21 protein-coding genes and 2 pseudogenes are annotated in these 22807 nt (G+C 40.0%); 10 read left to right on the top strand and 13 right to left on the bottom strand.

Annotation, left to right across the window (positions count from 1 at the left end; all coding sequences use genetic code 11):
• The first annotated feature begins 92 nt into the window (after nt 1–92).
• The gene (gene rpmB, locus IQ274_RS02340) at nt 93–329 is read left to right on the top strand and encodes a 50S ribosomal protein L28 (protein ID WP_114082227.1); all 237 of its coding nucleotides are present in this window, start codon (nt 93–95) and stop codon (nt 327–329) included.
• Nucleotides 330–473: 144 nt separating this feature from the next.
• Here the strand turns inward: rpmB and IQ274_RS02335 are convergent, their stop codons facing one another.
• Complete coding sequence (locus IQ274_RS02335) at nt 474–1121, bottom strand: Uma2 family endonuclease (RefSeq protein WP_193867264.1); 648 nt, start codon at nt 1119–1121, stop codon at nt 474–476.
• Between the two features lie 85 nt (nt 1122–1206).
• On the opposite strand from IQ274_RS02335, the gene IQ274_RS02330 reads away from it, so the two are divergent.
• The 3 genes from IQ274_RS02330 (at nt 1207) to IQ274_RS02320 (ending at nt 6291) form a co-directional block, all read left to right on the top strand.
• Nucleotides 1207–1371, top strand: a complete 165-nt coding sequence (locus tag IQ274_RS02330; protein WP_163931789.1) for a hypothetical protein — start codon at nt 1207–1209, stop codon at nt 1369–1371.
• 1224 nt (nt 1372–2595) lie between these two features.
• Nucleotides 2596–3195 carry a helix-turn-helix domain-containing protein gene (locus IQ274_RS02325; RefSeq protein WP_163931786.1) on the top strand — a complete coding sequence of 200 codons (600 nt, stop codon included), beginning with the start codon at nt 2596–2598 and terminating at the stop codon, nt 3193–3195.
• 21 nt (nt 3196–3216) lie between these two features.
• Nucleotides 3217–6291 carry a peptidase domain-containing ABC transporter gene (locus IQ274_RS02320; protein WP_193867230.1) on the top strand — a complete coding sequence of 1025 codons (3075 nt, stop codon included), beginning with the start codon at nt 3217–3219 and terminating at the stop codon, nt 6289–6291.
• Here the strand turns inward: IQ274_RS02320 and IQ274_RS02315 are convergent.
• Nucleotides 6264–6551, bottom strand: a complete 288-nt coding sequence (locus IQ274_RS02315; RefSeq protein WP_193867229.1) for a hypothetical protein — start codon at nt 6549–6551, stop codon at nt 6264–6266. The two genes, IQ274_RS02320 and IQ274_RS02315, sit on opposite strands and share 28 nt — an antisense overlap.
• A gap of 95 nt (nt 6552–6646) precedes the next feature.
• On the opposite strand from IQ274_RS02315, the gene IQ274_RS02310 reads away from it, so the two are divergent.
• Both IQ274_RS02310 and IQ274_RS02305 read left to right on the top strand, forming a co-directional pair.
• On the top strand, nt 6647–8194 hold the full coding sequence (locus IQ274_RS02310; protein ID WP_193867228.1) for an HlyD family efflux transporter periplasmic adaptor subunit: 1548 nt from the start codon (nt 6647–6649) through the stop codon (nt 8192–8194).
• A gap of 516 nt (nt 8195–8710) precedes the next feature.
• On the top strand, nt 8711–9493 hold the full coding sequence (locus IQ274_RS02305) for a peptidylprolyl isomerase (protein ID WP_163931799.1): 783 nt from the start codon (nt 8711–8713) through the stop codon (nt 9491–9493).
• A 165-nt stretch (nt 9494–9658) separates the two neighbouring features.
• On the opposite strand, the gene IQ274_RS02300 is transcribed toward IQ274_RS02305, so the two are convergent.
• The 4 genes from IQ274_RS02300 to IQ274_RS02285 form a co-directional block, all read right to left on the bottom strand.
• Nucleotides 9659–10171: a hypothetical protein gene (locus tag IQ274_RS02300; protein ID WP_163931775.1), complete on the bottom strand. Its 513-nt coding sequence runs from the start codon at nt 10169–10171 to the stop codon at nt 9659–9661.
• Nucleotides 10172–11188: 1017 nt separating this feature from the next.
• Nucleotides 11189–11482 (bottom strand): Asp-tRNA(Asn)/Glu-tRNA(Gln) amidotransferase subunit GatC, encoded by a 294-nt coding sequence (gene gatC / locus IQ274_RS02295; RefSeq protein WP_012409901.1) that lies wholly within the window; start codon nt 11480–11482, stop codon nt 11189–11191.
• An 83-nt stretch (nt 11483–11565) separates the two neighbouring features.
• Entirely contained in the window at nt 11566–12087 is a 522-nt protein-coding gene (locus tag IQ274_RS02290) for a photosystem I assembly protein Ycf3 (RefSeq protein ID WP_012409902.1), read from the bottom strand.
• 181 nt (nt 12088–12268) lie between these two features.
• Nucleotides 12269–12976, bottom strand: a complete 708-nt coding sequence (locus IQ274_RS02285) for an SOS response-associated peptidase (protein ID WP_193867227.1) — start codon at nt 12974–12976, stop codon at nt 12269–12271.
• Between the two features lie 198 nt (nt 12977–13174).
• Between IQ274_RS02285 and IQ274_RS02280 the strand changes: the two genes are divergently transcribed.
• Nucleotides 13175–13786 (top strand): glutathione S-transferase family protein, encoded by a 612-nt coding sequence (locus IQ274_RS02280; protein WP_193867226.1) that lies wholly within the window; start codon nt 13175–13177, stop codon nt 13784–13786.
• A 101-nt stretch (nt 13787–13887) separates the two neighbouring features.
• Here IQ274_RS02280 and IQ274_RS02275 read toward each other — a convergent pair whose 3' ends face one another.
• The 4 genes and pseudogenes from IQ274_RS02275 to IQ274_RS02260 form a co-directional block, all read right to left on the bottom strand.
• The gene (locus IQ274_RS02275; RefSeq protein WP_193867263.1) at nt 13888–14121 is read right to left on the bottom strand and encodes a DUF167 domain-containing protein; all 234 of its coding nucleotides are present in this window, start codon (nt 14119–14121) and stop codon (nt 13888–13890) included.
• Nucleotides 14104–14508: pseudogene (locus tag IQ274_RS02270) on the bottom strand (DUF2809 domain-containing protein); the annotation flags it as partial. The gene IQ274_RS02275 and the pseudogene IQ274_RS02270, both read right to left, overlap by 18 nt.
• 173 nt (nt 14509–14681) lie before the next feature.
• Nucleotides 14682–15233, bottom strand: a complete 552-nt coding sequence (locus IQ274_RS02265) for a DUF2231 domain-containing protein (RefSeq protein ID WP_163931756.1) — start codon at nt 15231–15233, stop codon at nt 14682–14684.
• A gap of 27 nt (nt 15234–15260) precedes the next feature.
• A pseudogene (locus IQ274_RS02260) lies at nt 15261–16001 on the bottom strand (DUF2993 domain-containing protein).
• Between the two features lie 818 nt (nt 16002–16819).
• On the opposite strand from IQ274_RS02260, the gene IQ274_RS02255 reads away from it, so the two are divergent.
• From IQ274_RS02255 to IQ274_RS02245, 3 genes are all read left to right on the top strand, one after another.
• A complete protein-coding gene (locus tag IQ274_RS02255; protein WP_193867225.1) occupies nt 16820–17356 on the top strand; it encodes a hypothetical protein in 537 nt (178 codons plus the stop codon).
• Nucleotides 17357–17577: 221 nt separating this feature from the next.
• The gene (locus IQ274_RS02250; RefSeq protein WP_163931796.1) at nt 17578–18414 is read left to right on the top strand and encodes a CheR family methyltransferase; all 837 of its coding nucleotides are present in this window, start codon (nt 17578–17580) and stop codon (nt 18412–18414) included.
• Nucleotides 18415–18591: 177 nt separating this feature from the next.
• Nucleotides 18592–19371: a hypothetical protein gene (locus tag IQ274_RS02245; protein ID WP_193867224.1), complete on the top strand. Its 780-nt coding sequence runs from the start codon at nt 18592–18594 to the stop codon at nt 19369–19371.
• Nucleotides 19372–19411: 40 nt separating this feature from the next.
• Here the strand turns inward: IQ274_RS02245 and IQ274_RS02240 are convergent, their stop codons facing one another.
• The 3 genes from IQ274_RS02240 to IQ274_RS02230 all read right to left on the bottom strand — a co-directional run bounded on the left by IQ274_RS02240 (nt 19412) and on the right by IQ274_RS02230 (nt 22708).
• On the bottom strand, nt 19412–20014 hold the full coding sequence (locus tag IQ274_RS02240; protein WP_193867223.1) for a cytochrome c oxidase subunit 3: 603 nt from the start codon (nt 20012–20014) through the stop codon (nt 19412–19414).
• A gap of 92 nt (nt 20015–20106) precedes the next feature.
• Nucleotides 20107–21768, bottom strand: a complete 1662-nt coding sequence (gene ctaD, locus IQ274_RS02235; protein WP_193867222.1) for a cytochrome c oxidase subunit I — start codon at nt 21766–21768, stop codon at nt 20107–20109.
• Nucleotides 21769–21781: 13 nt separating this feature from the next.
• Nucleotides 21782–22708: a cytochrome c oxidase subunit II gene (locus IQ274_RS02230; RefSeq protein ID WP_193867262.1), complete on the bottom strand. Its 927-nt coding sequence runs from the start codon at nt 22706–22708 to the stop codon at nt 21782–21784.
• Nucleotides 22709–22807: the final 99 nt, after the last annotated feature.

Below are 22807 nucleotides of genomic sequence, written 5' to 3'. Positions count from 1 at the left end.
CCCCTCATCTCCCCCACTCCCTTTTCCACTTCTGTTGTCTAAGACATAGAATGGAAAGGCTGTATTAAAATAACAATCTGGAGATACTTGCTATGTCTCGTCGCTGTGAACTAACTGGTAAGAAGGCAAATAACGCTTTTGCTGTTTCCCACTCCCACCGTCGCACAAAACGCCTTCAGCACGCCAATCTGCAAAGCAAGCGTGTTTGGTGGGCAGGCGGAAATCGTTGGGTAAAATTAAAGCTGTCTACCAAAGCAATTAAAACCCTAGAAGTCAAAGGGTTAGAAGCAATGGCGAAAGAAGCTGGTATTAATCTCAATCATTACTAAGTAACCTGGTATTTGATAACCTGAGACTATGTACGGGAGACAGGATAAGCGGCTTTGGCCGCTGTTCATCCTGGTTCCCTACCAAAATCAGACTGAAGTTAGTGTTAGGCGGCTCATTACCCAAAATTAATTCTGAATTACGAATTATCCCTGTTGTATCTGCTTTTGTACCCAAAGACGAAAAGCTTTGAATGTTGCATTTCTGCCTTCGGTTATAGTTTGCTCAAGATATTGAGTAATCGCTTCACCTAGTTTAAATTGAGGAAAATTTAGGCTTTGCTGAGACTCTACATAATGCTCATTTTCTAGAACATTAATTTGGAGCTTTCCTTTGTTAAAACGCCAAAGCTCAGGTACTTTTAATGCTTCATAAATATTAGGATGAGTGCGAGAAGTAATGTCAACTTCTATAGCTAAATCTGGAGGGGGGTCTACTGTTAAATCTAGACGCTTCTTCCCACGAATCTTAGATTCATTTTTTATATAGAAACACTGGTCAGGTTCTATACCTTGAGCCATTACTTGGTTTTTGAAAGTTGTAGAACCAAGACTGATGAACTCAGTATTTAGCTCTTCCAGAAGCGCTTTGACTAAATCGCCAATAATTTCTTTATCATATTCATGTTCTGGCAATGGTGCCATAATCTCCAGTATTCCCCTGTCATAAGCAATTCGTGCTACACGGTGTTCCCCTAAATCCTCTAGAATTGTTTCCAATTCCTGCCAGGTTACATCTCGCAGTAACACTCTTTGTCCTGGTGGAACATGGATGCGCTTTAATTCCAACAACATCATCTCCACTCCCAGTAGCTTATATTTAAATTTAGCTTACTCTACTAATTCATTGCGACAATTTTTGCTTGTATCGAATTGTCAAATGCTTACACGCCGCAGCTTGTTGTCGGATATCACCCAACTCCTCATAGAAGCGTCAGCAGGAGAGCATAGTTTAAAGAAAAAACCTCTGGGAACTCCAGAGGTTTTAGTTCCTGATTTAGTTTCTATTGGTTACTACAATTTGTCCTCAGTCATTTCCAGATAGAGAAGGAAATTATTTAATTTGAAAAGACTTAAGGGTAAGCACATTTTCTAGAAGTATCTAAATATACTAAGTCAAAAACTAATGAATGATCTTGCAAAAATATTTCTTGAACCAGAGGAAACTGTCAACTTTTTCAAAAATTTAGTAAAACCTGTCTTTAGCTAGAGCAAATTAGTCGTAAATACGTCTATGAATGCTTTTTTGCCAAACTAGAATATTTTCATACTATAGATAGAGATATATATCATATATATGGCAGATAGTAAGGGATGTAGTTTTCCTACTATGGGCAGATGTAGACTTAATATAAACTCATAAAAATCCTGTATTTTTTAGAAACCAATGAGTTAGGTATCTTGCCATTTGTTCCGATAATAAATTTTAAATGAGCAATTTTTATTAAAGCGGAAACTCTATGTTAAACTCTTACTTTTTTTTATTCCGATGATTTGTAATATTTTAGTAAAACTATTATCAAGTTTTGATAAATATTTTTTATTTTCTATGAAAGCTATTGACTAGATGTAAGATTATCTTTAAATAAGGAATAGTAGATTAAGATAAAGATTGGGTAACTGTCACTTCGGCGTTGCAATTTTCTTCGAATTAGGTTCAAATTTAGGACTATCTACTGATGAGAAAGCCACTAGTTTTAGATAGTCTAAGAAGTAGATTCTTATTCATACCTGACCTTGAATGTTTTTCGCTTCCCATTAACGAAACAAGATCCAATTTTTTGTTGGTAATCAAAACTTAACCTACTTAAATATTAGTAGGTTAAGCTATAAACCGTATTGTAAAACTCAGTAAAATCATCAATATAAGGGCTACCCGAAGCCTTGAAAGTGTTTACCTATTACCATCAACTAGGGGTAATGGTCTTAACCAATACCATTATTGCACCGGGCTTCAGGAAAATCTGTCAAGTTTTAGCGGCTAACAAGTGATTGGTTTAATTGTTTGAAGTATTTTTATTCCAAGTGAAGACCATTAACGTCCAATTTTAATTTATTAAAACCTGAATCAAGACAGTAATATCGCTCCTAAATCATCAGAATATTAGGGGTATATATACCTGTCGCTATTTGCACACCACGTCAATATTTAATTAACCTTCTAGGCTCAATTAATTTGCAGTTGTAAATCCTGGTATCTCAGGACTAAAAACAGTTGCAAAAGACACGTTTGCCCACGTTTGATACTTGGTAAAAACTGATAAAAATTATGTCAGAAAATTTCAGTCAAGAGAAAGCTTTTGAATGCTATGACATGCATGAGAGTAAGTTCTTAACACCTTTCCAACGGAAGGCACTGCTGAAAAACCTGCAAGCTAATTTACAACCAGAATATCGTCGGCGGATTGAAATTATGTTACTTGCTGATAAAGGTAAATCTCAAAGCCAAATCTGTGAAATCTTAAGTTGTTCTCAGGAAATGGCACGGTACTGGATTGGTTTAGCAGAGGCAGGTTTAGCACATAAATGGAATGAGCGACCGATAGGTAGACCAAAAACTGTTAACGATCAATATATTGAACGCTTGAAAGAATTGGTAAGTAATAGTCCGCGTGAATATGGTTACGCATTTAGCTGTTGGACAGCACAATGGTTAAGTAAACATTTAGCAAATGAATTTGGCATTGCAATTACCGATCGCCATGTTAATCGGCTGCTAAAAAAAATGGGACTTTCTACTAAGCGCAAAAATTCTTGTCCACAAGAAACTGATAAAAATAAAGATGCTGGTATTACAATCTGCGACTTGCAATCTAACTCTGAATCTAGTTTGCATTGGTCATTTAATCTAATTCAGACCAATAACTAATACTGTTTTGGAGGTTAGAAAATGCCATCAGCGTTTTCCCAGCAATATTTAGCTGAACAAATTACCCAAGTCTTAGGTAAGTCGCTGTCAAAGGAAGAACTTGATACGTGTCTTAGAGGGCTGAAGATTGTCGAACCACAAATAGCAAAGCAGTTTTGGCAAGCAACTACAACTGACACAGGAATTTATATTGTCCTGAGTGGTAAAGTCAGGCTGCTGGATAGCTCTAATAATTTAATTACTACTCTCTTTTCTGGAGCGTCATTTGGCGAGTTGACTTTATTTCCAGAAAAGGAATTCAGTCCTTATGTGGCTAGAGCTTCGGCAAACTTAAAGCTTTGCTATATCAACCAAGAGACTTTACAAGAGGTAATTCAGACATCGCTTAGTGTCCGCGATCGCCTTTTAAGACGCGCAGAGGTCTGGGATTTACTGCTGTTATGTTGTTACAACTCCTTAATTGGGCATAATGGCACCGTTGAGGAGACGTTTAAAGCGCTATCTCTATTTGAGCGACACAATCTAGAAAGTGGTTCTTTAAGTGCCAATCTCACTAAAGATATCAAGCTTTGGTTGCTGCATCGGGGCGAACTGCTGGATTCTCATGGGCGAAGATTGACACCTGGAAACATCTACCTGAATCCCAAAGAGGGAAGTTTGCAGGTAGCGCAATCAGCGATCGCTTACAGTTTGAGTAATGCGGATTGGCAAACAGCCCTACAACACTGGCCGCAATTAGCAGAGTTGATAGATTCCCAAGAGCCTCAAACTGTCCTGGAGAGTGGAGATTTGGGGCTGGGAACCAGAAAAAACTTTTCCCAATCCCCAATTCCCAATCCCCAATTCCCAATTTCTAACATTGAGCCAAAACAAAAGCAAAGGAAACAACGACCGTACTTTCCTAGCCCAAAGGTAAAGGCTGGGCATTGGTTGGGACGCTTGACTAAACGGTATCCGTTTTTTGAACAACAAAGCGCCTCTGACTGTGGGGCATCTTGTCTGGTGATGATTAGTCGCTATTGGGGGAAGCGCTTTAATGTCAACCGCATCCGAGATTTAACTAACGTTAGTCGTAGTGGGGCATCAATGCGGGGTTTGACAGCCGCCGCAGAAAGTATCGGCTTTTCTACCCGTCCGGTGAAAGCTAGCTTCGATAAACTAGCCCAACAACCCCTACCTGCGATCGCTCACTGGGAAGGTAAGCACTATGTTGTCGTTTATGAAGTCAATAAAAAACGGGTGATTATTGGCGACCCCGCCATTGGTCAACGTACCCTTACCGCTAGCGAATTTAAAGCCGGTTGGACTGGTTACGCCCTGTTATTACAACCCACAGACTTACTCAAAGAAACCCAAGAAGCGACTACAGCATTTTGGCAGTTTTTTGATTTAGTCAAGCCTCACTCGCAAGTACTGTTAGAAGTGTTTCTCGCTTCGGTGTTGATTCAGGTGTTTGGACTAGTTACACCTCTATTTACCCAGCTACTGTTAGACCGAGTAATTGTCCAGGGTAGTACTTTAACTTTAAACGCCGTTGGTTTAGGCTTACTAATTTTTGGTTTTTTCCGCGTTGCTCTGAATGGACTGCGGCAATATCTACTAGATCACACAGCCAATCGTCTGTCACTAACACTGCTGGTAGGTTTTATTAAGCATACCTTTCGCTTGCCCCTAGCTTTTTTTGAGTCACGGTACGTTGGCGATATTGTCTCTCGCGTCCAAGAAAATCAAAAAATTCAGCGTTTCTTAACTGGAGAAGCACTATCTATTGGTTTGGATTTGATGACAGTATTTGTCTATCTGGCATTGATGTTTTGGTATAGCTGGCAAATGGCATTGTTCAGTTTAGCGATCGTTCCGCCTTTTGTATTCTTGGCGCTAGTCGCTACACCTTTTTTGCGTCGCATTAGCCGCGAAGTTTTTAATGCTTCGGCTAAAGAAAACAGTTATTTAATTCAATCTCTCACGGGTATTCGCTCAGTTCGCTCAATGGCAATTGAGCAAACAGTCCGATGGCATTGGGAAGAACTGCTGAATAATGTCATTAAAAAGACCTTTAGCGGACAGGTAATTAGTAACCAACTACAAATTTTTAGTTCTAGTATCGAATCACTAGTTACTACAGGATTACTTTGGTTTGGTGCATGGCAGGTAATTCAAAATCAACTAACCATTGGACAATTAATTGCCTTCAATATGTTGTTAGGAAACGTTATTCGACCTTTCCAACGACTCGTTGTCTTGTGGAATCAGTTGCAAGAAGTGATCATTTCCACCGAGCGAATTAATGATGTTTTAGAAGCAGAGCCAGAAGAAGATTTACAATTTCAACCACGTCAGACTTTAAGTAGTTTACGCGGTCATATTTTATTTGAAAATGTGACTTTTCGTTATCATCCAGAAAGTGATATTAACGTGTTAGAAAATCTCAGTTTTGAAATCAAACCTGAGCAAACTATAGCGGTTGTGGGGCGTAGTGGTTCTGGAAAAACAACCCTCTCCAAACTGATTTTAGGGCTATATCTGCCGACGGATGGCAAAATTTTGATTGATGGTCAAGATTTGACTAATATTTCTCTGCGATCGCTCCGCTCCCAAATTGGCGTTGTAGACCAAGATACCTTTTTGTTTGGCGGTACGATTCAGGAGAATATCAGCATTGCTCATCCAGAAGTTTCGCAAGAAGAAATTATTGAAGCGGCGCGGCTAGCAGGAGCAGATGAGTTTATTAAGCTAATGCCAATGGGCTACGAAACCCAAATTGGTGAAGGTGGGGGTATGTTATCTGGTGGACAACGCCAACGCCTAGCGATCGCTCGTGCTTTGTTAGGAAACCCCTGCTTCTTGATATTCGATGAAGCAACCAGTCACTTAGACGCTGAATCTGAGCGGATTATTCAGCACAACCTGACAAAAATTCTTCAAGGACGCACAAGTTTAATTATTGCTCATCGTCTCTCTACAGTGCGTAATGCTGACTTAATTTTGGTTTTAGATCGGGGCATTTTGGTCGAAAGCGGCACTCACGAGCAATTAATCGCTAAAAAAGGACATTATTTTTATCTCAATCAGCAACAACTAGCGCAGACAGGTTGAAAGGGACTCAGAAATAGGGGATGAAGGAAATTAGATATTCGTTCATCCACCTTTGAACTGGATTCATCCACCTCAGATACTCGTTCATCCACCTTTGAACTGGATTCATCCACCTCAGATACTCGTTCATCCACCTTTGAACTGGATTCATCCACCTCAGATACTCGTTCATCCACCTTTGAACTGGATTCATCTACCCCAAATACTCGTTCATCCACCTTTGAACTGGATTCATCTACCCCAAATACTCGTTCATCCACCTTTGAACTGGATTCATCTACCCCAAATACTCAAAATCTCCAATCCAGTCCTAATTACAAATTAGCCTGTCCCTAATCCCCAACGTCCAATTCTTATGCCAAACCCATCTAATAATTCATCATCCGCTTTCGCCATCCCAAAATCAACTGAATTTCACTTGGTGGAAGACACAAATGCCATCTTTAATCCTCAGACACAAAAAACATCTGAAGCAAACGATTGGTTTTACGGCACCGAGGAACTGCTAGATGCCTTACCAAAACTCTGGACGCGCTCCATGTTGTATTTACTGGTAGGCTTTGCTGGAATCATCTTACCTTGGGCAATGTTTTCTAAAGTTGATGAAACAGGGAGCGCCAGAGGACGCATGGAACCTGAAGGAGCAACCCAAAAATTAGATAGTCCAGTTACTGGTAGCATTACCGCCGTCAATGTCAAAGAAGGCTCAACTGTAAAAGCAGGACAGATTTTAGTTCAATTAGAGTCTGATGTGCTGCGAACGGATTTGCAGCAGGTACAGACAAAACTGGAAGGTTTATTGAATCGGCGATCGCAACTGGATCTCCTGAAAAACCAAATTATCTTGACGATTAACATCCAAGAACAACAAAATAAATCCCAAGAATTAGAAAAACTTGCTCAAGTTAGTCAGGTACAGCAAAATCTTGATGCTAAACAGAGTACCTATAACTCACAAAGACTAGAAAAATTGGCTTTAGTGCAACAAGCTAGCCAGAATATCAGTTCTACCCAAATTGCTCAAAAGTTAGCGAAGAGTCGTTTCAGCCGAGATGTCACAGAAGTTGCGCGTTATCGCCAGCTTTTGCGGCAAGGTGCAATTCCCCAAATCAAAGTTGTGGAATTAGAAAAGATTGCAGAAGAAAGTCAACGCTTACAGGAACAAGCAAAATCTGATATCACACAAGCACAGTTGCGCTTCAAAGAAGAACTTAACCGCTATCAGTCGTTGATGGGTCAAGCCCTTTCAGATATTCAGCAGGCAAAACTTAGTCTGCAAGAACAGCAAAGCAGCTATCGCAGTGTGGTACAAGCAGGTAGACTAGCGGTGCTGAAAAATCAGGAACAGCTTAAAGATTTACAAGGACAAATTACTAACCTGCAATCAGAAATTGCTCAAACAGGAAGCCAGATTGCATCTTTACAGCTACAGATGCAACAACGAATAGTGCGATCGCCTGTTGATGGTACAGTTTTCGAGTTGCCTATCCACAAACCAGGATCTGTAGTAGAACCAGGACAGATGCTTGCCCAAATTGCGCCCAACAATACTCCTTTGATTCTCAAAGCGCAGATGCCTAGTCAACAAAGTGGTTTTTTAAAGGTAGGAATGCCAGTTAAAATCAAATTTGATGCTTATCCCTTCCAAGATTATGGGGTAGTGCAAGGCCGCGTTAGCTGGATTTCGCCTAACTCGAAAGTTCAAACGACGAATCAAGGTAACATCGAAACCTATGAATTGGAAATCTCCCTACTTCAGCCTTATATCCAAACTGCCAACAAACGTATCCCTCTAACACCAGGTCAAACTGCAAGTGCAGAGGTGGTTATCCGCCAACGCCGGATCGTAGATTTTATTTTAGATCCGTTTAAGAAGTTACAACAAGGTGGTTTGGAGCTTTAGAAAATTGCCAACTTACAGCAATTTTCAGGTAATTAAACTGTAGCTTAGAGCATGAACAACAAGAACCCCGACTTATTAAAAAAGTCGGGGTGAGCCCAATACGGTTCGGTTAAAGGGGAAAGGGGAAAGGGAAAAGGTTTTGAATACATCCTTTCCCCTTTACCCCTTACCCTTTACCCAGACCACAAGGAAAGTGAAAAATGCTTATCCCAACCGTATTGGGGGTGAGCTTCATGGTTCAATTTCTATCAAGCATTACTAACTTGTATTTGAACAATTATTTTATCTTAATTTTTAATTACTTATGTCTTTTGCTGATATTTATAATCTTAATGCAAAAATATTAATTTTATAAAAAGATTTTCACAATCGCACAAAATTAAATATTAAGGCTACTATTAGACAGAGGCAATAAATAATTAAATCTGAAAATTATAGTACAGATATAATTAATATTGTCCGATTAATCCTGATAATATCCTAATGATTTAGGTTAGCCATTGGAGGAATTAAATGATGTCAAATGTATTGACTGTTTCTCCTGATGATATTCTTGACCACATAAAACTTGCTTGCCAAATCCCTAATGTATTAGAGTCGATCGCAACCAGAAAAATTATTGAGCAGGAAGCGAAAAAGGCAGGTATTCAAATTGGTTTAGAAGAACTGCAACGCGCAGCAGATAGCCTGCGTTTAGCCAACCAACTGCTCAAAGCAGAAGATACTTGGGCGTGGTTAGAAAAATATCATCTTTCTTTAGACGACTTTGAAGCAATAGCCGAAAACAACCTTCTCTCAGCCAAATTAGCAAATCATTTATTTGCAGACAAAGCTGAACAATTTTTTTATGCACACCAACTCGATTACATTGCAGCAGTCACTTATGAAGTTGTATTAGATGATGAAGATTTAGCGCTAGAACTATTTTATGCGCTGCAAGAAGGAGAAATTAGTTTTCAACAAATTGCCCGTCAATACATTCAAAATACCGAAATACGCCGGGCTGGAGGATATCAAGGAATACGTCTACGCACTGATTTTAGACCGGAGATTGCAGCAGCCATCTTTGCTGCTAATCCCCCACAAATTCTCAAGCCAATAACTACTCCCAAAGGAGTGCATATAATTGCAGTTGAGGAAATCATTAAACCTCAATTAGACGAACAAAGACGACTGAAAATCATTGGAGACTTGTTTACTAATTGGTTAAAGTCACAAACTGCTGCTATGGAAATAGTAACAAAGCTCACAAAGGATGCTAGTTCTAAAGTATCTAAAGATGTTTTAATACAGGCTTAATACCATCACTATCATTTGTGGTGGCTTTAGCGCTTTTCTGGTTGCAGCCAATCTCTTACGCAACGCAACCATGCCACTGTTCTAAGATACGATTGCTACAAGTATTGACGTTAGGGGAGAGGTGCCAGCTAATAGAGAATAATCTGTACCCAATCCCCTTAAATATCAGTGTTTAATTTCCAAATTAAGTATGTAGCATCCTAACTGGACTTTTTCTGCCCACAATTCATATTCCAGACGCAAATGCTCTGGTAAAGGATGTCCGTTGAGAGTTAGGCTACTAGTAAAATTTCGTAACCGAATAGGGTCGTTAGGTTGCAACGACTCAGTTGGCAACCAATAGCGACTAATACCATAAACGCCCTGTTCCCAAAAGTGACGGTAACTCACTTGAGCGTTACCTTGCATAGTCATGATGACTCGATAAGGGGAAATCTCTAGCCACAAAATTCTCGGACTGTTAGGGGCGTAAGCTTTGCTCTTACTTTGGGGAAGCGTATTCTCTGGACTTACGACACTCTCGACTTCGCAGCTTATTAGGGGCGGTGCAGTTAGCAGCAAATGGAATCTATCAGTATCTTTTTGATACAATGTCGCAGCAGTTTCGACAACAGACCAGATTGGTAGGTCAGTGGAAATAAGTGATAAGCACACGGGCTTGCGGTGATGAGTCAGCATGGGAGCGATAAGGGCTAAAAGCTATTGAACAAAGTGAAATGAACACTCTAGCTGTCTAATAAATCAGGATAAGGAACTAAATAGTAAAACAGGCTTAATATTAATGAATCCGCTAATTTGTTATTAAGCTACATAAATCCGCATATAGACGGGTGTAATGTCAGCTTAGAAAGCAAAATCAGTACTTTTTCTAGAGACAGCTAATTCGTAAGCAAAGCTTGTAAATATTCTAAGGCTATAGCCTTAAAACAGTGAGAGTCGTTTTGGATGCTAAGAAACCTTCTTGAGGGAGACTTCCCGTAGCTTGAAGTAAGTTTCATACAGCAAAAGATGATAGGATACTGGCAATAAGTCACCAGCAGTAAAAAACAAAGTTCCTGCTGAACTTTCGATGTATTCAAAAGCCAGTGTATCCTAATATCGGCTTCTGTTATAACCCAGAGACCGGACTTCAAAATGTAGTATGTATTTATTTTACAAAAATACCTTAAATGTTTATCGAACACATTAAGTATAAATACTTAATGCAGCCTGGATTTGAGGTTAATGAACAACATTGCAGCCATAGCTAACTACTCGAAATTTATCTAAAATCTATTACAAAAAATATTATTTAGGGAAAGTTAATATTCCTATACTTAAAGGTATTAATTTATCTATCAAAGACGGAATCGCACTGAAAAATCACTGATAAGGGTGAGATTACTGCAACAGAACGAATCTTTAACCACCCAAATCAACTTTCTGAAGGTCAGTCAATAAGCTGACTTTAGTTATAACAGATGAACCGACGGTTGCATTAGATAGCAAAATATCCCAAGAAGTGATGAATTTGCTATCAGAATTGAGCGAGCAGTGAATGACTATTGTGATAGTAACTCACTAACAAAATATTGCAGATTCAACAAAATGAATGATTGATGTCCAGGATGGTTTAATTGCCTCTTGATTACCCAGGTATGAAATAACTAATCGGGATTTTTTGCAATTACTTTCTCTGCTCAACAGTCTTATTACTTACTCATTGCTGTTAAGAATTTTTGGAACTTTGAAAAATTCGCCTTCCTGTTCAGGCGCACTGTTAAGAATACTTTCACGATTAGCATAGGGTTGCAATTCATCCTCTCGTGTGATATTGCTAACATCAATTGCCCGCGTTGTTGGGGGTACATTACTGACATCCAGCTCATCTAACTGTTGAATATAATCCAGAATACTTCCTAATTGGGTAGTAAATTGTTCCTCTTCTTCTGGAGTCAACTCTAAACGAGCCAGATTAGCTACTTTATGAACTTGTTCTTGGTCAATCATAAATTGTTATTTGTCATTGGTCATTTGTCATTTTTAATTGGTCATTAGTCCTGAGCAAGTGACAAAGAACTAATGACTAATGACTAAAAGAATACGTCAATCTGCGATCGCCCGGTGGTTTTCAACCAGTTTTGGGCTTCGATGTAGTTATTGGGAGCCATGCGAATAGCTCGAATCCAATAGTCTGCGGCTTGGTCAAAGAGTGCTTCGCCAGCCTCGTTATCTCCAGCTTCTTTTTCCTTTTCGCCTTGGTAGTGATAAATCACAGCGATATTGTTCAAGGCTTGGGGTAGGCGTGGGTTTAACTCAATTGCCTGGTGATACAGTTCTAAAGCTTTGTTGTGGTCGCCGTTGCTGGCATAGATTAGCCCCATGTTGTAGAGAATATAACCGCGATCGTTGGTATCTTCCTCTAATGTTAAAGCTTCTTCATAGTATTCCAATGCTTCAGCATATTCCCCTTCTGCTTGGGCCGACATGCCATCTCGATAATAAACAAACGCTTCTTTAGCTTTTTTGTTGGTTGGCAGGATCTTCAAGATGATATCTGCCATCACTGTAAAGGATTTGTCAACAAAATTATCGTTTTTTTGTGTTCTTGGCATATTTGTCTCTGGGTATTACTAGGTATGGGGCATTGGGTATGGGGCATTGGGTATGGGGCTAGGCACAATAGGTAGAAGTGCAAAGGGGCAGAGAGGAAAAACTTACTGCAACTTCTCCTCTGCTCCCCTGCTCCCCTGCTCCCTGCTCCTTCATCTCCCAATTCCTTGGCACGCTCAATAGTTAATTTAACTGATTTGTGGGGGTCTTCTCCTCACTGAGTGGGATGATGCACTCTGGGCTATTATGCCGAGAGTTGTTTACCAAGGTGCTAACTGGGTACGCAATCATTGCTGGCGCTGGATAGGGACGCAATAGCTGCTGTAGGGTTTGGGGCGTTTGGACTTGAGAATCTAGCCATAAATCGTAATCTTTTGGCTCTAGAATCACTGGCATCCGGTCGTGGATAGGTTGAAGTAATTCGTTTGCTGCCGTTGTCAAAATTGTACAAGAGATTATTTCGTCGTTAGCAGGCGAACGCCATTTCTCCCATAAACCGGCAAAGCCGAAGGGTTGCCCATTTTCAAGACGAAAATAAAACGGCTGCTTTTTACTTTTACCTTGTTGACGTTGCCACTCATAAAAGCCATCGGCTAACACTAAACAGCGACGATGTTTAAAAGCCGAACGAAAAGCTGGTTTTTCGGCAACAGTTTCTGCCCTAGCATTAATCAGCTTTGCTCCCATTCCTGCATCTTTTGCCCATGAGGGAATTAATCCCCAATGCAACTGCTGAAATTCACGCTTTTCGCTTTCGGGGTTTTGTAACACAGTTGCCACCATTTGGGTAGGCGCGATATTAAAATCGGCTGCTAAATCTAGAACTGGCTCGATATGGAAAACTTTGGCTAAAGCTTCTACTGACTGGTTTAGAGTAAATCTTCCACACATACTTTTATTCCCAACCACTAACTAAATTAAATATTTCAATCTAGAAATCAATAATATTTTTTTTATTTTTTCAGATAATTTTATTTAGTACTCAAAAGCTAAATTTTAAAAGAACTTATCCGGTTTTGGGAAAATATTTTGGTAAGATATTGTATTTTAAACCTTCACTTATCAACATATTGATAACTGCATTTTAGCATGGAACTACTGCGTTTGTACGATTTTTTACCTTCCGGTAATGGTTATAAGATACGTCTTTTATTCACACAACTAGGTATGCCTTTTGAAAGGGTAGAGCTTAATATTTTGAAAGGCGAGACTCGAACACCAGAATTTTTAAGTAAAAATCCTAACGGAAAGATACCTATTCTAGAAATTGAGCCAGGGAAATACTTAGCAGAATCAAATGCCATATTGGTATATCTGAGTGAAGGGACAGAATTTTTGCCTTATAACCGCTTTTTACGAGCGCAAGTGCTGCAATGGTTATTTTTTGAACAGTATAGCCATGAACCTTTCATTGCTACATCAAGATTTTGGATTTCTATTTTAGGTAAAACTGAAGAATATAGTGAAGCTATCAAGGAGAAACGCGAACCAGGTTATGCAGCACTTAGCTTGATGGAAAAACATTTAACCTCTAACACTTTTTTTGTGGGAGAGCGTTACACAATTGCTGATATTGCCTTGTTTGCTTATACTCATGTAGCTGACGAAGGTGGGTTTGATTTAACACCATTTTCTTCTATTCAAGCTTGGATAGAAAGAGTCAAAGCTCAACCAAGATATATCAGCATTACAGAAGTATAAAAAGTTGATTTTACAATATCGTGTCTCTCATTTATTGCCTCTACTAGGGGTTGTCTTGGCAAAGAGGTAAAGTTTTTCAAGAAGACATTACTCAGTATCAACTAAGTACCTGTATCAATTTCTATCAGCTTTTGACGAGAGGATAAACCCGACTTGATTCTGATATCAGATTTGGCTACATCAAATTTATTTGCTAGGAGTTTAATTAACTCTTCATTAGCCTTACCATCAACTGGGGGCGATTTTAAATATACAGTCAGACTACCATCAGGTTGTTCTTCAATTTTTTGCTGTTTTGAATTAGGTTTAACTTTGACTTTTTTTGCATAACCCATTTTATATAATTGTCGCAGCCATAACCAACCTACAATACAACCCAATGCGTAATGAGGAAAATCCCACCATACAAAAGTAGTGCCAAGTAATAATTTACCTATCAAGGTGGCACGAATTTCATTTAATAGTGGCGGATGCCAAAGTTGTAAGAATTCTAGTATACAAGTGATGACAAAAACCCATATAGGAATTTTGATTATGGCCGCCCGACTTCTAAACAACCAAAAAGCAAACAGACACCAAAATATTTCATAAAGTATATCTCCTCCGTAGTCATTAAACCACTGATGACCAGACCCACTGTAAAACTTAGAAAAAAGGCCCATCGGTACAACGATGAGCATAGAAATAATAATCAATATTGTTTGTTTACGAGATTCGAGCATTTTATGAAGGCTAAAGACTAAGGAAAATTTTAGCCTCTACACTGCTCTTTCTTAAGAATTCCTAATTTTGTATTTTATTAATAGTACTTACGTCAAACTACAGATTGTAAAGGCAATTCATAAATTGCCCTTACCTGAAAATCTTTTTTCGGCTATTATTTGCGTAAGTCTTGTTAGGGATATCTTCTGCTACCAGCGCCCACTACACCGATTTTGTGGCGATAGGAGAGTTCGGCACCGAACCAGCCGGAAGCGCTGGTCAGCGTACCAACAACGAGCGAAATTAACAGTCCCCAGGGAACTATTCGTGATTCAGCGTCGCCCCAACGTAGGAGGAAGTTGACGAGTGATAAAACTAGGATAGAAACGTTAAGGATCAAATGCACCCAACCGGCGGTGCGCTTGCGAACTCGTTCAATTTTCAAAAAGTCGCTCAGACCGATCGCAGCAGCGAGTAAACCTCCAGCTAATCCGAGTCCGATTAACCATAGCGAAGCCCTAGCCCAAAAGAAATCACCAGTTAACCAGTAGCCGATGTCACTTCCCAAGGCGGCGGCTAAAAAGGCGATGGGAAAGATCACACTCAGGGGATGTAGGGGATGTCCTGCGATCGCAACTGTGCTAGGTACGCCAGTATCCCGATATTCACTATCATTACTTTCAATAACTGGTGGAATATTGGGAAAAGGTGTTGAACTTGTTTGCGTTGTTTCTGTACTTTCCATTATTTAGTATCCTCAATTAATTAGTTTTTAAGCAGAAGGGATTTGTTCAATATAAGCTTCAGCTTGTAGGGTTAGTTTGCCTACTTCTGCTCTTAGTTGCCTAACTTGTAGATTCATTCCCTCTAAATCAAAATTACTCAAATTCAAAATCTCGCTAGTTTCATCTATTAAAGATTTTGTTAAATCTGGCGATATCTCTTTATTTTCGCCATATTCAACATTTTCTAGAGAAACTGTTTTTCCATTATGGCTTATCTGAGGAATCGCAGAAAAAGCAACTTGATGATTCTCACCTGTTTCTACTAATTTTATACTGGCATTAAGCGCTATTTTTCAATCACCAGGTAGTCTAAACTCTACATTTTGTGGTTCAATAGTCGTCAATTGCCCGTTAACATGGATTTTTTGACTTTGCAGCTGCGATCGCACATATTCTGAGTTAAAGGCGCGATTAATATCAGCTTCAGTTAACACAACCTGGGCATTAGCTTCAGTAGGTTGGGTAAGTTCGATTTTACCAAAAGCCACACTCAGAGGGTTTATGGCAACGTCAGTCATTTGCATTTTTAATTCCTCCATACGGAGGTCTTTTTGCATTACTAAACCTTCGCCTTCAACGCTGACTAAATCTACCTGTCCCTGAACTAGTTTCAACGGATCTGTTTGAATGTTTACATCTAAGTTTTCGGCTTCATCTAATTGGCTGGATAAGCCTATCTCTACGGCTTTATTTAGTGCCTGCTCTCCTAATCCAGAACTTTCTGGCATTATTAAATTAACTCCTATAAATAGCTAAATAACATACACTTAAATAAGTTAATAAATTAAGACAATATTTTTATCTATCTGGCGAGGTAATATAGATTTAATTATTATCTATCTAAAAGTAGAAGAACATAATAGTTTATATTAATTTTAAACGCTTCTTTATTTAGAAAATATTCATATTTAATTGGTATAAAGTTTCGTTATATTTATCGTATTTTGTTAAAATATAGATGAAAATAGATGAAAACAAGCACAAAGTTTTCACCAATTAATATTGCTTTAGCTGAATATTGAGTAATTAAACTATTTTCACAACAAGCTAAAGCTTGTTAATTTTTACAATCAATCAACCATCCTAATAGTTAAACACCATTATTAATATATTCTTCCATATTGGCTTTGAATTTTGCCGATTTGTCCTTTTTATAAAAAATTTAAATTATAAAATTAAGTGCTAAGTTAATAAATTTATCTTCTTGCTGATACAAACTATCCTGGAAAGCGTCATTTAGCGAAAAAGTCAGCATCAAGCGTAGCAATATGACTTGTCATAGCAAGCTTGATAGATATTTCCATTTTTAGGCTGAGATTCTCCCCTTTTCCCCTCTCCTGCTGTGCGTCCTCTGTGTCTCTGCGATTTGTTATAAAAAGAAGTCGATAAAAGATTCATAGGAACTAGACAAATAGCTTTTTTCCAGAGACGATGTAGTGATATATCTCGCAAACAACTTTTAGCTTTTACATTCTCTCTCTAGATAAAAAATCTTTCTCTCGGTAGATAGGTGTACTGACTTTATTATGGCTGCTATGTTACCAATATGACGATAGTAAGACAAAACGCCCAAAATACAACCGTAAGTCCTTCAGTAAACACTCCAGAAACATTGGTAGAAAAGGTTATTGAAGCAGAGCGGATGCACGACGTTCTACTTTTGCTGCAAAACTTAATTAACAGTGAAGAAGCCACTATCAAACTAATTCTGGATTGTCTCTATGATGTTGGTTCCGTCAATCTGATCAACCAAAAGCTTCGCATGAAGCCTTTAAACAGGGTAATGAAATTAATTGCCCGAATGTCCAAACCAGTTTTTAGAACTTTGGCTTTCAATTGGTTTAAGAAAAACTGTCCGCAACTGATTACTAATTGGCTACACACCCAGGTAACTTTTAGAAGTACCCAAAACATACCTCAACAAGTAGCTGTTGAAGTTGCAGAACTTCAACCATATCCCTTACCACCGACAGAAAATCTTAGCCAAGAGATTAAAAATCTGCGTTCTCAGGTTAGATGGCTAGCTGGGATTTCAATAATAGCGATCGCTGTTTTAGCAATGACAGCAATTAAGTTAAACTGAAACCCATAATTAGCACCATTATCAAATTTAATAGATCCAGCAAGCTATTTTAGGCGTAAGATACACTTGAGTTCTAAAAACTCTAGCAGCCTAGAATGTGAATAATTTTTGATCCATAAGGCGTTTTGGAAAACAGTTGTTTGATTAATTCCAAGCACCTTAACTCTTTGTATTTCCAGCATATTCAAATAGCTGGTTCAGCATATATGCTAATTCGTACTATGACTTTGCCTAAACCTACCTTGGAGGATATCGAAATACATCTTCTCTTGGAAGGGGTATATCAGTATTACGGCTATGACTTCCGCGATTATGCTCTTTCTTCACTCAAGCGCCGCATTCAAAGCTTCATGCAATTGGAGGGGTTAGCTAATATTTCTGCTTTGCAAGAGCGTTTACTCCACAACCGTGCTTATTTAGAACGATTTTTGCTAGCTCTGACTGTGAATGTAACATCAATGTTTCGCGATCCGAGCTTTTATAATACCTTCAGAAATCAAGTTGTCCCCTTCTTACAAACCTATCCGTTTATTCGCATCTGGCACGCTGGATGTTCTACGGGTGAAGAAGTCTACTCAATGGCAATTCTACTACAAGAAGAAGGACTTTATCACCGTTGCCGGATATATGCAACTGATACTAATGAAAGGGTATTACAAAATGCTAGAAGTGGTATTTTTTCTCTAAAATTGATGCAGGAATATACTCATCTTTACCTGAAAGCAGGCGGCAAGAAGTCGTTTTCAGAATATTATACCGCAGCTTATGACAATGCTATTTTTCGCTCATCTCTCAGAGAAAATGTTGTGTTTGCCCAGCATAATTTAGCAACTGACAGTTCTTTTAATGAATTTAATGTTATTCTTTGTCGTAATGTCCTCATATATTTCAATCAAGCACTTCAAAAGCGCGTACACCAACTATTTTATAATAGCCTCTGCACCTTTGGAATTTTGGGTTTAGGAAAACAAGAATCTATCAGGTTCACCTCTTATGAACAGCACTATGAAGAGATAGTCAAAGGTGAGAAACTATATAAAAAAATAGCTGGTGCTTAAAATTCAAGCTGTTTTAACTACTATATAATAAAGTAAAATTTTTTGATTTTAAATCGTAGAATAAAGTTGCAATTCTGTCAAAAGACAGTCTGTAAAACATTTTTAATTGTGTTCAGAAGATACACTTAGCGATGGCTTAAGGTAAATTACACATTAAAGTCTTAAAGGAGATTGTCGATGCAGCTTCTCGAATGTCCTCCTGTTGCAGTCATCGCTGGAGAAAATGCGGTTCACGTTTCTCAACTACCTTCTATATGGCAAGAGATTGCTAGAGGAACCACGAGTGTCGGACTTTCTCATCCCCAAAGCTATGTTGAGATGGCGCAGTTGTTCCTATATAAATTACAGCATGGTGACGTTGACTTATTTACCGATCGCCCCCAACTAGCTCACTTGATACCCTCATTCTCTCAGCTTTTTGCACAACTAGCATGGGAAACCCTAGAGTTTTTTGGGCAAGACTTTCTCAAAGACAGCTATCCGAACTTTGCAGAAATTCTCCGTGATGTGGAGTCCAAGGGGGCAGCTTATGCTGATGAAGTAAAAGTGGCTCGCATTGGGATAGATTTATTCAACGAATTTGGTTATGAACTACCTGCCAGTTTCTATCATGTGCATCTAGCACCCATTTACCGCGATCATGTTTTTGAAGAACGCGCCTTAAGATTTGATCAGCGCGATATCGAACACAAACGTTCTTGGGATGCCATACTCCATGCAGGTAAGGTGTTTGCGATTCAGATGAAGGTGCAAAGTATTGCTTCTAAATACGGTTTTACTTATCAACACGGCTGCGGTTGCAACTCTCACCTGTCTTCCATTGATGTATCTCGTGGAGCCTTTGAATATGAATTGAGTCCCGAAAAGCGTCAGCGATGGATTCGCAGTTTTATTTGGACTGCTTGGTATGAGTATGCCTTTTTTGCGATCGTGCCAAATACGAGTTATTTAGTGTAAAGAGAAATAAGTTGAGGGAGAAATTTCTCCCTCAACTTATTTACTGCCAAACGTAGATGAGGATAAACAAAATAATCCAGATGACATCGACGAAGTGCCAGAATAACGAAGTCGCGTTCACGCCGAAGTGGCCTGTGTCGTAATTGCCAGGAATGAAAGAACGTACCAAAATAATCGACTGCAACAGAATGCCGATGAAAACGTGCAAACCGTGGAAACCTGTTAGCAGGTAAAACGTTCCGCCAAATACTCCTGTGGTGAAACCAAAATCGAGGCCGTTCCATTCAATCGCCTGCCCAACCAAAAAGTAAGTACCCATCGCCATTGTTGTCAAGAGAAACAGGCGAAATTTTACTAAGTCATGGCGTTGCAGGGCACGTTCTGCTAAGTAAATCACAAAACTACTAGCGACAAGAATTATCGTGTTGATTGTCGGTTCTTTTACTTCTAGCCCCGAAACACCAGCTGGTAGCCAGTTAGGAGTTGTTGTTTTGTAGATCGCATATCCGGCGAAAAAACTCAAGAAAATAACGCTTTCTGAGAGGAGGAAGACAATGAAGCCAAACATCTTGTTACCTTCTTCGTCGTGCGTATGTTCTGCGGCTGTGTGGTGCAATTCATCTGAATTAATATAACTGTCCATTTTGCTTTTGGTTTGAGGGGAATTTGAAACGCAAAGGAACGCGGAGGGAAGCGCAGAGGTACGCGGAAGGTTTTTGCGTCTTCCCGATGCGTTTATTCTGGGAGGTTGGCTGTTAAGGGTTCTGATTTTCCGTAGCCGTAGGGTTCGGAGATGATGATGGGGATTTCTTCAAAGTTTTCTACTGGGGGGGGTGAAGAAACTAACCACTCAAGTCCGATTGCTCTCCAAGGGTTAGCGGGTGCTTTCTCGCCTTGCATCCAAGAAATCACCATGTTGAATATGAAGGGCAAGGTGGACATTCCTAAGAGAAATCCGCCGAGGCTAGCAATGATATTCCAAAATGTGTACTCTGGGGCGTAGGAAGCGACTCGACGTAACATTCCTTGCAATCCTAATGGGTGCATGGGCAAAAAGTTGAGGTTGGTGCCGATGAAGGCTAACCAGAAGTGGATTTTACCCCAGCTTTCGGAGTACATCCGCCCAGTCATTTTGGGGAACCAGTGGTAGATGGCAGCATATAAGCCCATCGTCACGGTGCCGTAAAGGACGTAGTGGAAGTGTCCCACCACAAAATAGGTATTGTTAACGTGGACATCAACTGGCACTGAGGAAAGCATGATGCCTGTAATGCCAGCGAAGACAAACATAACCAATGCACCAAGGGCAAACAGCATGGGAGTATTTAACCGCAGTTTACCGCCCCAAATAGTTGCTACCCAAGCAAATACTTTAATTCCTGTGGGGACAGATACAAACATCGTCGTCAGCATGAAAATCAACCGCATCCAGCCGGGTGTACCACTGACGTACATGTGGTGTACCCAAACAATACCGCTAACTACGGCAATCAAAATGGATGAAACGGCAACTACTTTGTAACCAAATAAGGGTTTACGTGAATAAACTGGAAAGATTTCCGAGAAAATGCCGAAGATGGGCAAAATAATCACGTAAACGGCGGGGTGGGAGTAGAACCAGAAGTAATGCTCAAACATTACTGGATTACCACCTTTGGCGGGGTCGAAAAAGGCAGTTCCTGCGGTGAGGTCGAGTAGCAGCATCACCGCACCAGCTGTCAATGCTGGTAGTCCAAATAGTTGGATGATTTGGGCGCTAAATACTGCCCAGACAAACAAGGGCATTTTGAAGAAACCCATTCCTGGGGCCCGCATCTTCACAATTGTGGTGACAAAGTTCACTGCCCCCATAATTGAGGATACGCCGGATATTGCCACCGCTAAGAGCCAGAGAACTTGACCATTAATCAAGTTACCTGTGGGATTCTGGAGACTGACTGGCGGATAAGACCACCAACCGGCTTGGGCTGGGCCACCAGGGACAAAGAAGCTACCCATCATGATAATTCCGACTACTGGCACCATCCAAAAGGCGACGGCGTTGAGACGGGGAAATGCCATATCTCGCGCCCCAATCATCAGGGGTACTAAATAGTTGGCAAAACCAACCAATGAGGGAAATGTCCACAAAAACAGCATCACAGTGCCGTGCATGGTGAACATACCGTTGTAGACGGTGCGATCGACTAAATCTGATTCGGGTGTCATCAGTTCTCCCCGCATCACCATCGCAAAGATACCGCCGATGAGAAAGAAGAAAAATGAGGTAACGAGATACTGGATACCAATTACCTTGTGGTCAGTACTAAAGCTGAAGTATTCTTTCCAATTAGTTGGAGATTCGTGGTTATGCTTCTCATCAGGGAGAAGAATACCTTCAATAGGAACATTAGTCATGGTTACTTTCCTTTCAACCAGGTGAATTGACTAGAGGAGGTGCAGCAGGTGGAACTGTAACCCAACCAGTTTGGACTGATTGATTGGATGTTTGGGCATACTCAGAAGCTGCCTGATTTTTTGCTGCGGATGGCTTTTGGGTTGCAGCTTGTGCTAGCCACTGCTGATAATCTTCAGGAGATTCGACAACCACATTCGCCTGCATCGTCGCAAAGTATGTACCGCTATATTGAGAATCGGTCAATCGGTATTTGCCGGTGCGGATGGGAGTAAATTCAAAGTCGATCGCGTGGTTGGGAATAATATCCTGCTTGAGGCGAAATGCAGGTATATAAAAGCCGTGGAGAACGTCTTGGGATTTCAGCGCTAAACGTATCCGGCGATCGCTAGGTAAATGCAATTCGGTACTGGTAATATCTCTTTCGGGATAATGAAAAACCCACGCCCACTGTTTGGCTAGTACGTCGATTTTTTCTATAGGTTCCGCTAAAGCGTTAGCTGGGGCATCTTTTGGTTCTGCATAAGCTGATTCCATTCCCAATGGATTATGCAGGTGAACTATTTCCGATGGGCCTTGAATCCCCATTTGTTCGTAAACTTGGTAGCTGTAGCCCGCAATCCACAACACTAACAAAATGGGAATTGCTGTCCAGACAACTTCTAAGGTGATATTACCTTCAATTGGGGGGCCATCAGTGAAGTCATCTTTGACTGCCCGATGGAAGATCACAGAATACATCAGAGTACTTGTGACTCCCAAGAAGATGAAGGAACCGAGGGTTACTAAGAAGCTAATCAAATCATCAATTAGTAGGGATTCGGCTGCTGCTTGGGGGGGAAGCCAGGAGTAAGCCTGCTTCCCGATCCAGAGACTCGTAACAGTCACTGCGATCGCGCCTGTAAGCAGCGTCAAAATATTTAAAATCTTCTGGATTTTCATGGTCATTGGTCATTAGTCATTGGTCATTGGTCATTAGTCATTGGTCATTGGTCATTGGTCGATGGTTAGTAACTTTAAACAAAGGACAATTGACAAATG

Source organism: Nostoc sp. LEGE 12447, from assembly GCF_015206985.1.
Classification (GTDB): domain Bacteria; phylum Cyanobacteriota; class Cyanobacteriia; order Cyanobacteriales; family Nostocaceae; genus Nostoc.
Note: the sequence above shows the minus strand (reverse complement) of the source record. Positions and strands in the feature narration are given on the sequence as shown.

Bases quoted from the DNA above. Each gene is read 5' to 3' on its own strand.
- rpmB (WP_114082227.1), top strand. From the start codon at position 93: ATGTCTCGTCGCTGTGAACTAACTGGTAAGAAGGCAAATAACGCTTTT.
- IQ274_RS02335 (WP_193867264.1), bottom strand. From the start codon at position 1,121: ATGTTGTTGGAATTAAAGCGCATCCATGTTCCACCAGGACAAAGAGTG.
- IQ274_RS02330 (WP_163931789.1), top strand. From the start codon at position 1,207: ATGCTTACACGCCGCAGCTTGTTGTCGGATATCACCCAACTCCTCATA.
- IQ274_RS02325 (WP_163931786.1), top strand. From the start codon at position 2,596: ATGTCAGAAAATTTCAGTCAAGAGAAAGCTTTTGAATGCTATGACATG.
- IQ274_RS02320 (WP_193867230.1), top strand. From the start codon at position 3,217: ATGCCATCAGCGTTTTCCCAGCAATATTTAGCTGAACAAATTACCCAA.
- IQ274_RS02310 (WP_193867228.1), top strand. From the start codon at position 6,647: ATGCCAAACCCATCTAATAATTCATCATCCGCTTTCGCCATCCCAAAA.
- IQ274_RS02305 (WP_163931799.1), top strand. From the start codon at position 8,711: ATGTCAAATGTATTGACTGTTTCTCCTGATGATATTCTTGACCACATA.
- IQ274_RS02300 (WP_163931775.1), bottom strand. From the start codon at position 10,171: ATGCTGACTCATCACCGCAAGCCCGTGTGCTTATCACTTATTTCCACT.
- gatC (WP_012409901.1), bottom strand. From the start codon at position 11,482: ATGATTGACCAAGAACAAGTTCATAAAGTAGCTAATCTGGCTCGTTTA.
- IQ274_RS02290 (WP_012409902.1), bottom strand. From the start codon at position 12,087: ATGCCAAGAACACAAAAAAACGATAATTTTGTTGACAAATCCTTTACA.
- IQ274_RS02285 (WP_193867227.1), bottom strand. From the start codon at position 12,976: ATGTGTGGAAGATTTACTCTAAACCAGTCAGTAGAAGCTTTAGCCAAA.
- IQ274_RS02280 (WP_193867226.1), top strand. From the start codon at position 13,175: ATGGAACTACTGCGTTTGTACGATTTTTTACCTTCCGGTAATGGTTAT.
- IQ274_RS02275 (WP_193867263.1), bottom strand. From the start codon at position 14,121: ATGGGTTATGCAAAAAAAGTCAAAGTTAAACCTAATTCAAAACAGCAA.
- IQ274_RS02265 (WP_163931756.1), bottom strand. From the start codon at position 15,233: ATGGAAAGTACAGAAACAACGCAAACAAGTTCAACACCTTTTCCCAAT.
- IQ274_RS02255 (WP_193867225.1), top strand. From the start codon at position 16,820: ATGACGATAGTAAGACAAAACGCCCAAAATACAACCGTAAGTCCTTCA.
- IQ274_RS02250 (WP_163931796.1), top strand. From the start codon at position 17,578: ATGACTTTGCCTAAACCTACCTTGGAGGATATCGAAATACATCTTCTC.
- IQ274_RS02245 (WP_193867224.1), top strand. From the start codon at position 18,592: ATGCAGCTTCTCGAATGTCCTCCTGTTGCAGTCATCGCTGGAGAAAAT.
- IQ274_RS02240 (WP_193867223.1), bottom strand. From the start codon at position 20,014: ATGGACAGTTATATTAATTCAGATGAATTGCACCACACAGCCGCAGAA.
- ctaD (WP_193867222.1), bottom strand. From the start codon at position 21,768: ATGACTAATGTTCCTATTGAAGGTATTCTTCTCCCTGATGAGAAGCAT.
- IQ274_RS02230 (WP_193867262.1), bottom strand. From the start codon at position 22,708: ATGAAAATCCAGAAGATTTTAAATATTTTGACGCTGCTTACAGGCGCG.